Source organism: Wolbachia endosymbiont of Drosophila tsacasi, from assembly GCF_028982115.1.
In the GTDB taxonomy this organism is placed as follows: domain Bacteria; phylum Pseudomonadota; class Alphaproteobacteria; order Rickettsiales; family Anaplasmataceae; genus Wolbachia; species Wolbachia pipientis_B.
Window position 1 is genome coordinate 1 of sequence record NZ_JAPQLJ010000033.1, and the last position, 8,884, is coordinate 8,884.

At 33.2% G+C, this 8,884-nt stretch carries 9 protein-coding genes and 1 pseudogene; 9 read left to right on the forward strand and 1 reads right to left on the reverse strand.

Annotated features, from left to right (window positions below; translation table 11 throughout):
- Positions 1-156 precede the first annotated feature (156 nt).
- Positions 157-1,476 (reverse strand): 2-C-methyl-D-erythritol 2,4-cyclodiphosphate synthase, encoded by a 1,320-nt coding sequence (ispF, locus tag OZD70_RS01975; RefSeq protein ID WP_275020506.1) that lies wholly within the window; start codon positions 1,474-1,476, stop codon positions 157-159.
- An 84-nt stretch (positions 1,477-1,560) separates the two neighbouring features.
- Between ispF and OZD70_RS01980 the strand changes: the two genes are divergently transcribed.
- From OZD70_RS01980 to OZD70_RS06095, 9 genes and pseudogenes are all read left to right on the forward strand, one after another.
- The gene (locus OZD70_RS01980; RefSeq protein ID WP_275020509.1) at positions 1,561-2,457 is read left to right on the forward strand and encodes a PGAP1-like alpha/beta domain-containing protein; all 897 of its coding nucleotides are present in this window, start codon (positions 1,561-1,563) and stop codon (positions 2,455-2,457) included.
- Positions 2,458-2,506: 49 nt separating this feature from the next.
- Positions 2,507-3,571, forward strand: coding sequence for an AI-2E family transporter (locus OZD70_RS01985; RefSeq protein ID WP_182183627.1), 1,065 nt, complete (start codon positions 2,507-2,509; stop codon positions 3,569-3,571).
- A 129-nt stretch (positions 3,572-3,700) separates the two neighbouring features.
- Complete coding sequence (locus tag OZD70_RS01990; protein WP_275020511.1) at positions 3,701-4,336, forward strand: DnaA ATPase domain-containing protein; 636 nt, start codon at positions 3,701-3,703, stop codon at positions 4,334-4,336.
- Between the two features lie 201 nt (positions 4,337-4,537).
- Complete coding sequence (locus OZD70_RS01995; protein ID WP_275020514.1) at positions 4,538-4,708, forward strand: hypothetical protein; 171 nt, start codon at positions 4,538-4,540, stop codon at positions 4,706-4,708.
- Positions 4,698-5,684 carry a tyrosine-type recombinase/integrase gene (locus OZD70_RS02000; RefSeq protein ID WP_275020516.1) on the forward strand — a complete coding sequence of 329 codons (987 nt, stop codon included), beginning with the start codon at positions 4,698-4,700 and terminating at the stop codon, positions 5,682-5,684. Before OZD70_RS01995 ends, OZD70_RS02000 begins: the two co-directional genes overlap by 11 nt.
- A 55-nt stretch (positions 5,685-5,739) precedes the next feature.
- Positions 5,740-6,465 (forward strand): lysophospholipid acyltransferase family protein, encoded by a 726-nt coding sequence (locus OZD70_RS02005; protein ID WP_275020518.1) that lies wholly within the window; start codon positions 5,740-5,742, stop codon positions 6,463-6,465.
- Positions 6,466-6,515: 50 nt separating this feature from the next.
- Positions 6,516-6,785, forward strand: coding sequence for a 30S ribosomal protein S20 (rpsT, locus tag OZD70_RS02010; protein WP_010081981.1), 270 nt, complete (start codon positions 6,516-6,518; stop codon positions 6,783-6,785).
- A gap of 79 nt (positions 6,786-6,864) precedes the next feature.
- Positions 6,865-8,115 (forward strand): citrate synthase, encoded by a 1,251-nt coding sequence (locus tag OZD70_RS02015; RefSeq protein ID WP_275020522.1) that lies wholly within the window; start codon positions 6,865-6,867, stop codon positions 8,113-8,115.
- Positions 8,116-8,615: 500 nt separating this feature from the next.
- A pseudogene (locus tag OZD70_RS06095) lies at positions 8,616-8,714 on the forward strand (WPE palindromic element domain-containing protein); the annotation flags it as partial.
- Positions 8,715-8,884 lie beyond the last annotated feature (170 nt).

Here is an 8,884-nt window from a genome sequence, read left to right on the forward strand (position 1 = left end):
GTGAAGACATAAGGTGCACATAGTGCAAAAAATTAAAAATAAGACGCCAACTACGTTGTTTTCTTGCTGTTTAATCTGCACAGATGAAGATAACTGAATACCTTCACTATCATGATAAGGGGGCTGGCGAGGTTTGTCAAGGAAGTTTTTTCGTTTCTATTTCCAAGAAAAGTTTGTATGCAATAACACAGAAACATATGCTGCTATTCCTTCATTTCTTCCAATAGAACCTAATTTTTCTGCAGTAGTTGCTTTGATATTTACAAATTCATCATCAATTTCTAATGCTTTTGATATGAATTTCTTCATTTCTACTTTGTAAGGCGATATTTTAGGCTCCTCACAAACTATAGTAATATCTAAATTAGACACGCTGTACCCTTTTTCCTTTGCTTTTTTAGCAGCAAAGTCAAGAAAGTGAGATGAATTGCAATCTTTCCATTCAGAGGAACTAGGAGAAAAGTGCTCTCCTATGTCGCCACATCCCAGTGCTCCGAGCATTGCATCAACGATTGCATGTATTGCAACATCACCATCAGAGTGCGCTTCTATTGCCATGTTGTGTTCAATTTTCACACCGCAAATTTTTATAAAGCTCTCAGCACCATTTTGAACTTTAATGAACTTATGTATATCATAACCAGTTCCGACACGAAATTTTGGCTCTTCAAAGAGAAGCTTTGCCATATTGATATCCTCTTTTGTGGTTAACTTAAAATTGCTTTTCTCACCTTTAATAATCGCAACATGTTTTTTGTGCTCTATCATTAGTGATGAATCGTCAGTAAATTCTTTGTCTGATTGATGGTACGATAATAATTCTTTGAAATTAAAAATTTGAGGAGTTTGTATGGCTCTGAGTTTTCCTCTTGAAATCGTAGATTCAACGAAATTATTACGCACCAATGACATAGTATCTTCGACTTCTATTGCTGGTACTACTCCTGTATATTGATCATTAATCATAGACTGAGCCAAGTTATCTATCAGAACATTTGATACAAAAGGCCTACAAGCATCATGTATAACTACAAAATCTGGGTTAATTTTTTGTAAGCTTTCAAGCCCTAGTTTAACTGAACTTTGCCTGCTTTCTCCCCCATATATTGGACTTAGTAATTTAGTGTCTACACCTCCTGTCATCCAAGTAGCTTGACTACTTGTTTCTTTTTTTCTAGATTCCAGCGTCACGCGCTGGAAGGAGTGTACCGCTGATTTTTCACTTAAATAATAATTGTACAAGAGCTCCATCGCTTCCCTATAAAAACTTTCATGGTCTCTATTAATTGCTATTCTTATGTAATCTATATATTGGTTAGCCAGAAATCTTTTAATTGTATGAAATAAAACAGATTTACCTGCAAGTTTTGTATACTGCTTAGGAATTGTGTTACTGCATCTACTGCCTACTCCCGCTGCAACTATTAATGCTGCTATTTTGTATTTCTTAAGCCTGTTAGTGTGCATATTTATCATTTTCAGCGTAAGTGTATAGTAACAAATTATTTACAGTTTAAAAAAAAGAGTGTATTATCTTATAAGATATAATACGATGCTAGAATGCACATTACTAAGTGTAATAAAGAAAATGAGGTACACCTTATATTCTTTCATGGAATAGGGGATAACTATAAAAGTGCTCACAATTATGTACAAGGTTTAAATGAATCAAATAATAACCATGCACATAAATATCCAAGCGCATTTCAGAATTACATAACTTATGCCGCAGTTAGCTTTTTGTTCTTCGTGGCATCTGTATCAGCGCCCATTGCAATGTTACTACTTATAAGCCCCATAACAGCTGGAGTAGTTGGTTTAGCAAGCTTAGCTGCTCTAACTTGCATTTTTTTATCCGTAATGCTTATTTTTATTCCCTTTATAAATAGAGATCAAAGTTTGCTTAAGCCCTCGATAGAAAAAATCAATGAATTAATGGGCAAGGGTGTAAAGCCTGAAAACATTATACTTTTTGGCCATTCCTTTGGAGGAGCAGTTGCATCGGCAGTTTTGAAACACTTTGCAGACAAAAACGTTAAACTTGGAGGTGTTATTTTTACTAGCGCTTTCAGCTCTTTTCATACAGCAATAGGGCATTTTCCGATCCCTCAAGCAAAAATTTTAAGTATGTTGCCCTCATCCATTTTAAAAAAATTGCTAAAGGCTTTAGATCTAGATTTTGATTTAGTGAACGATATACGAAAGTTGCGAGATGAGGGAAAATTGAATATGCCAGTAATAGTCATTAATAGCAAAAGAGATCACTTAATACCACAACCTGCACAATTGGCGCACGCAATAGAAAATGATGTGTTGCCGCGTGAAAAACTGATCAAGACTGTTAATTCGAAAAGTTATGAAGATGATCCACATAACGGAGTTTTATCTAGTTGGGAATTGGGTGAAAATTTGACTGATCTAATACTTAATAAAATTGATAAAACAATGAATAGATAGTATTTACAATAAACTGTATATTTTTCAGTAAATTGACTATGCTAAAAGCATGCAAAAACATCATATAACTATTTGTTTTATACTGCTTTTTATAATAGGGATGTTATTCCTGATGCGTCCTATGATTTTTCCATGTTTAATAGCTATTGTTATTGCATATTTGTTTAATCCGCTAGTAGTCAAGTTTGAAAAGTATAGAATACCGCGTTCATGTTCTGTAATTTTTATAATACTTGTTTTATTAATAGCTTTTATACTAGTTATAACATTTATTTTACCTATTATATATGTTCAAATTACTTCAATATTAAATTTCTTAGTGAGTAAAGTGCCTTCATTAAAATTTAAAGTAATCCCCTCTGTATTAGAATTTCTTAACATAAAAATCGAGGATAGCTTATTTGATCACTTATCTAAAAATCTAGCAGAAAATTATAGCGACTATGTATCTTATTTCATGAATGCTCTTGATATTGCTAGTAACTTTATAATCCAAGTGTTAAGTTCAAGCTTTAACACGGTATCATTAATGGTGATTACTCCTGTGGTGTTTTTCTATATATTACGTGATTGGCCTTTAATTATAGAAAAAGCCAATAAATTAATTCCTGTTTCTTATAGAGAAAAAGTTGTAAATTATTTTTCTAAAGTGGATTTCATCATATCTAATTATCTAAAGGGGCAGGTAAATGTATGTATTGTCATGATGGTCTTTTACTCTGTGAGCCTGAGCATAATCGGATTGAAACACTCTATTGTTATTGGAATTTTATCAGGAATGTTAACGTTCATACCTTACGTAGGACCATTATTATATACCATTATTGGGTTTTTGAGCGCTATTACTCAATTTAGTGGATGGTTTGAAAGTGCTGCCGTTCTGCTATTATTTGGTGTTGGACAATTAATAGATTCAAACATATTAGTTCCTTTATTAATAGGAAAAAAAGTTCATATACATCCAACTGTAATTATTCTGGGAATTACTATATGCGCTTCATATTTTGGATTTACAGGTATATTACTTTTTATTCCAATAATAGCAATGTTCAATGTATCAGTAGAATATGCAATCAATAAATATTTTAAAAGTGAGCTTTATAAAAACGGCTAACAGACCTTTTGCATAATCAATTTATGGTAAGAGGAGAAATGAGCCTAGAATACTTGAGATATTTGAGGAGCGTAAGTAAATTTCTGCGCAAAAATTACTACCAGAAAGAGGTCACGTAAGAGGTTTAATGTGCAATTAAATTTATTTAACAACAATCAAGCTGATTATAGTCGGCAAAATTACATCATCTTAGATGAAAATAAGCACATATATAATTCAGTAATTGGGGATTTATCTTGGAAATGTCTCATTCTTTTTGGACCTAAAAGCTCTGGTAAAACTCATCTTGCTCATATTTGGCAGTCAATAAACGATGCAATTTTTATCAATGTGAATAACTTTGTAAGCGAGATTAGGTATAGCGATGCTTTTATTTTAGAAGACGTACAAAACATTAAAGATGAAGCAATGTTATTACATTGTTACAATTACATGAAAGAAAATGATAAGAAGCTGCTAATCACTTCTTCAATTTCACCAAAAAAACTTAACTTCAAACTAAGAGATTTAAGTTCTCGAATATTATCAACTATCAGCGTAAAAATTTTACCTGCAAGCGAGGAATTATTAAGAATCATGCTAATAAAACGATTTTCAGATAAACAGTTAAAAATTGATTTAAAAGTGATTAATTATATTTTAGCAAGAATAGAACGTTCTTTCTATAGCATTGATAAAATTATAGAGAAGATAGATAATGAATCTATAGGGTCAAATGTGACCGTTCCTTTTATTAGCACTTTATTAAAAAAAGATGCCATTTGATTTCTTCTTTTGTAAAGGTATATATTAAAAATTTATTAACACCCATAACACTAACGTAATTGAAATCTCTATCTGTCTATGTTAGAATTATAATAAATATTATGTTATAATAAATATAGATACAGCTAAGAAGTATTCTATATTTATAGTAGAGCTCACTTTATAAGGTGTTTTTTATAGATTTGACGTTATAATTTAACTATGATGAAAGTAAGATTAAATTTAAAAAAAAGGTTAAAGCAAAGGTTTGTGATATTCACTCTATTGATAAATGCCTTGTTTGTCTCATATTTTCTCATAAGACACACAGGAAACACTTCCAATCAAATTATAGCAGAAGAAATAAATATAGGAGCTGATAATGAAAAATAAACAGTCGCAAAATAAAAAAGAAAATCTTTACATAACATATTACATAGATGCTTTGGCTTCAGAGAGGTCCGCTACACAAAATACTCTGGAAAGTTATCGTTCGGATTTACACCAGTTTGAAGAATTTCTATTAGAAAGCAGCACTACCTTGGTTGGTGTAAATAAAACCAATGTTAAAGACTATGTGAAATTTCTATGTACACAAAAAAAATATAAAAGTAGCTCTATATCAAGAAAAATATCCGCTATGAAAAATTTCTATAAGTGTCTGTTTAATGACGGAATAATGGATTTTAACCCAGCACCGGCTAATGATGCTGAATTAAAGAATCCAAAAGTTTCTCGTCCTTTGCCTAAGTATTTAAGTGTCGAAGAAATATTTTTGCTAATGGACGCAGTGAGAAAATCAGCAAGCGAATCGAATAAAGAGATAAGCAGTAAAAGACTATGTGCGATTTTAGATATCCTTTACTCTTCTGGAATGCGTGTTTCTGAACTAATTAATATGAAGTTATGTGAAGTGTCACATTTAATAAACAGTAATAACAAAGAATGCTATATAATAATAAAAGGAAAAAGCGGTAGAGAGAGGCAAATTCTTTTTAATGGACAAGCATTGCAGAGCCTTAGAAATTATTTATCAGTTCGTGACAATCTGATCCCTAACGAAAAGGAATCCGATTGGCTATTCCCAGGTGATAAACCTAATAAACCAATTACAAGGCAGAGGGTCGGTCAATTAATGAAGGAGTTAGCAAGAAAATGCAATATTGATGAAAATAAGATCTCTCCACACGTGATTAGGCATTCTTTTGCTACCCATCTACTAAATAGCGGAGCAAATATTGTGTTGATACAGAAAGTTCTTGGCCATACTAACCTTTCTACAACACAAATATATACTCATATTGCTAACGAAAAGTTAAAGGACAAATTAGCTGATTCGCATCCTATTACTCAGATGATCAATAATTAAACTTATTGCTTTTAATTTGTAGTAAAGTTAAATTCAAATAAGTTTATGTGAGTTTGTGATTTCAAGTTTACTGTTTAATTTCTTCCTTATATTATGGGAAGTATTCTATACTTTAGTTGCTCTCCCTGTAATTTTCTTTCCTGAGTATGTAATAACCATTTTCCTCGTCTGTTCGGTGAGAGTTGTATTATTCATGCTGCGTTTATTATGTGGCATTAAATATGAAGTGAGGGGAATGGAAAACATTCCTAAGCAACCTTTTATCATTGCATCTAAACACCAATCTCCATTTGAAACATTTATTTTTATACTACTATTTAGAAAAGCGGTTTTTATTTTAAAACGTGAATTGAAATGGATTCCATTCATTGGTTTACATCTTATAGCGCTGAAAATGATTTTTATTAACCGTTCAGATGGTATCAGTTCTATACGCCATATAATTAAACTAGCAAAAATGCGTATAAAAGAAAATAGAAGCATAATAATATTTCCTGAAGGTACAAGAACGACTATAAACCAAAATATAAAATATCAACCAGGCATTGCTGCTTTATATAGCGTATTATCTGTTCCTGTGTTACCGGTTGCTTTAAACACTGGTTTGTTTTGGCCAAAAAGCATACTTTCTCTGAGAAAGAATCCCGGGAAGGCAGTAATAGAAATATTGTCCCCAATATATCCTGGGTTAAACAAAAATGAATTCTTGCAAAGTCTAGAAAAAATTATTGAAGAGAGAAGCAGTAGATTAACCATAGAAAAAACTGATATTGCAAATTAACAAAAAAACTTTATAATTAAAGAAAAGTACAGTATTTTAGGTATTAATATATGGCAAATCATAAGAGTGCTAAAAAAATGATAAAAGTAATAGCAAAGCGCACTTTAATAAATAAGATGCGGAAAAGCAAAACTCGCACCGCTATTAGAAATTTGGTTGATATAATCAAGTCTGGCGACAAAGAAAATGTTGTTCTGGCATTTCGGAATGCTGAATCTAATTTACACAAGTGTGTGAATAAAGGTGTTATTCATAGGAATACTGCTGCACGTAAAATAAGTCGCTTAAATGCAAAAGTAAAAGCATTGATGACCGCTTAATACGGTTAATGTAAAGTTAACTGTATTAATATATACTCTTCAGTTTGTATATTCTGTATAAAATTAAGTAGCTTAAGTAATGGATAAAAAAGTGCTATTAGAACTAAGTAATGGATTAAAAATTGAGCTACCCGTATTAAGTGGAACAATAGGTCCTGACGTGTTAAATATTAAGGATTTATATAAGACGACAGGATTATTCACTTATGATCCGGGGTTTGTTTCCACAGCTTCATGCTCTTCCACAATTACATTCATTGATGGAGATGAAGGAGTTCTTAAGTATAGGGGACATGATATAGCTGATTTGGCAGAGAATAATAGTTTTACTGCTGTGATTTATTTATTGCTCTATGGTGAACTACCCAGTTCAGAGCAACACAAAAAATTTCTTCTCAAAATACAAGAATCATCCAAAGTATCAGAGCAAGTTACAAATGTAATTAAAGCATTTCCAAAGACTGCTCACCCTATGTCGATTTTAGTTGCATGTTTTGCAAATTTGTCAGCATCTTACCATGAAACACATGGCAACAATGTCAATGGTGAAGATTTAGATTTTGGAATTTCTGCAATAGCACAAGTTCCTGCAATTGTTGCAATGATTTATAGGCATCTCAACAATCGGGAATTCATAAATGCTAACAATGAATTAAGTTACAGTGAAAATTTCTTAAAGATGATATTTGGCGATGCTGTTGATAATGATAAAAGCACCCTTTTTGCAAAAGCTCTGGATAAAATATTTACTCTCCATGCTGATCATGAACAGAATGCTTCTACGGCGGCTGTCAGATTGGTGGGATCTGCTGGTTCTAATCTGTTTGCAAGCCTCTCCGCAGGAGTTGCTACACTTTGGGGACCAGCACATGGTGGAGCTAATGAAGCAGTTATAAATATGCTAAAAGAGATAGAGCAAAGTGAAGATATAGATAAATTCATCGAAAAAGCTAAAGATGATAAAGATCCATTTAAATTGATGGGATTTGGACATCGTGTTTATAAAAATTATGATCCGCGCGCGCGGATATTGAAAGACGCTTGTCATGAGGTTCTAAGTAAACTAGAACAAAATAATGAATTGCTCAAAATTGCAAAAAAACTTGAAGAAATAGCTTTAAAGGATGAATATTTTATCGTGCGTAAGTTATATCCAAATGTTGATTTTTACTCAGGTATAATAATGAATGCTATCGATATTCCTTCAAATATGTTCACGCCTATTTTTGCACTTGCAAGAACCACTGGTTGGGTTACTCAGTGGTATGAAATGATAAATGATAAAGAAACTAAGATCTGTAGACCAAGGCAACTCTATTTTGGTAAATAAATTTATTTTCACTTCATTAGACTTCTTGTATAACCCAAGCTAAGTAGAAAAAAGGTATAGCTAACACGTCATACCGCGATTCATTCGCGGTATCTCATCCGCTAACACGTAGCAGGATGACGAGGTTGTCGTCATACCACCGCGAACCGTCATACCGCCGCGATATCTCACCCGCTAACACGTAGCGGGATGACGATTGTCAGGGCCAGTGCCTCTATGATGTCATCCCAGTGTCCAGACACTGGTTCTTTTTTTCTAGATTCCAGACTGGAATGACAGCAGTTCTACGTCATACCGCCGCAGTATCTCAGCCGCTAACAAGAGATCCCGCTAACACGTAGCGGGATGACAAATTGCTTAACCGTCATACCACCACGAACCTTCATACCGCGATTCATTCGCGGTATCTCTTAGCCGCTAACAAGTAGCGGTATGATGATTCTTCAAATCGTCAAGGTGTCATCCAAGTAGCCTTCTCTTCCTGTCATCCCAGTGCTTGACACTGGGATCCAGAAGACGTAATTTCAACCAAGTGGCTGCATAATAAAGGCTGGATTCCAGTGCCAAGCACTGGAATGACACCCTACTTAACCGTCATACCGCGATTCATTCGCGGTATCTCTTAACATAGATCCCGCTGCGGGATGACGGTTGTCGTTTAGCTATAAACGTTAAGAAATTTACCAAATAAAAAAAAGGCAAAAGAAGCCCTAGTCATTGTCTATTTTCTGTATTGGCGTTTTTTTAAGTCTTAAACACTGCAATTTAG